The 229-nt window shown below is 66.4% G+C and carries 1 protein-coding gene; it reads left to right on the top strand.

Annotation, left to right across the window (positions count from 1 at the left end):
• The coding region (locus SB753_RS42290; protein ID WP_410805858.1) for a hypothetical protein at nucleotides 1-229 on the top strand (229 nt) is incomplete at both ends.

The following is a 229-nucleotide window of genomic DNA, read 5'->3' as shown; positions in this document are numbered from 1 at the left end:
ACCCTGGTCGACATGTCGGGGCCGCAATGGCGCTGGCGCACGGGCGCCGATTCGCTCGGCATCCCGGTGGACGTGCTCGCGCAGTTCCAGTGGGCTGCGCAGATCAGGGACGCATTTTTCCGCGCGGGCGGGCGCGACGTGTCGGTTCGCTTCACGCTCAAGGTGCTCGATATCGATCCTGCCATCGACCACGCCACCATCGATATCGACGGGCAGCAACTGGTTGCCG

The organism is Paraburkholderia sp. SIMBA_053 (genome assembly GCF_046534895.1).
Lineage (GTDB): Bacteria > Pseudomonadota > Gammaproteobacteria > Burkholderiales > Burkholderiaceae > Paraburkholderia > Paraburkholderia caledonica.
The sequence above is the reverse complement of the archived record's forward strand: the minus strand, read 5'-3'. Positions and strand labels throughout refer to the sequence as shown.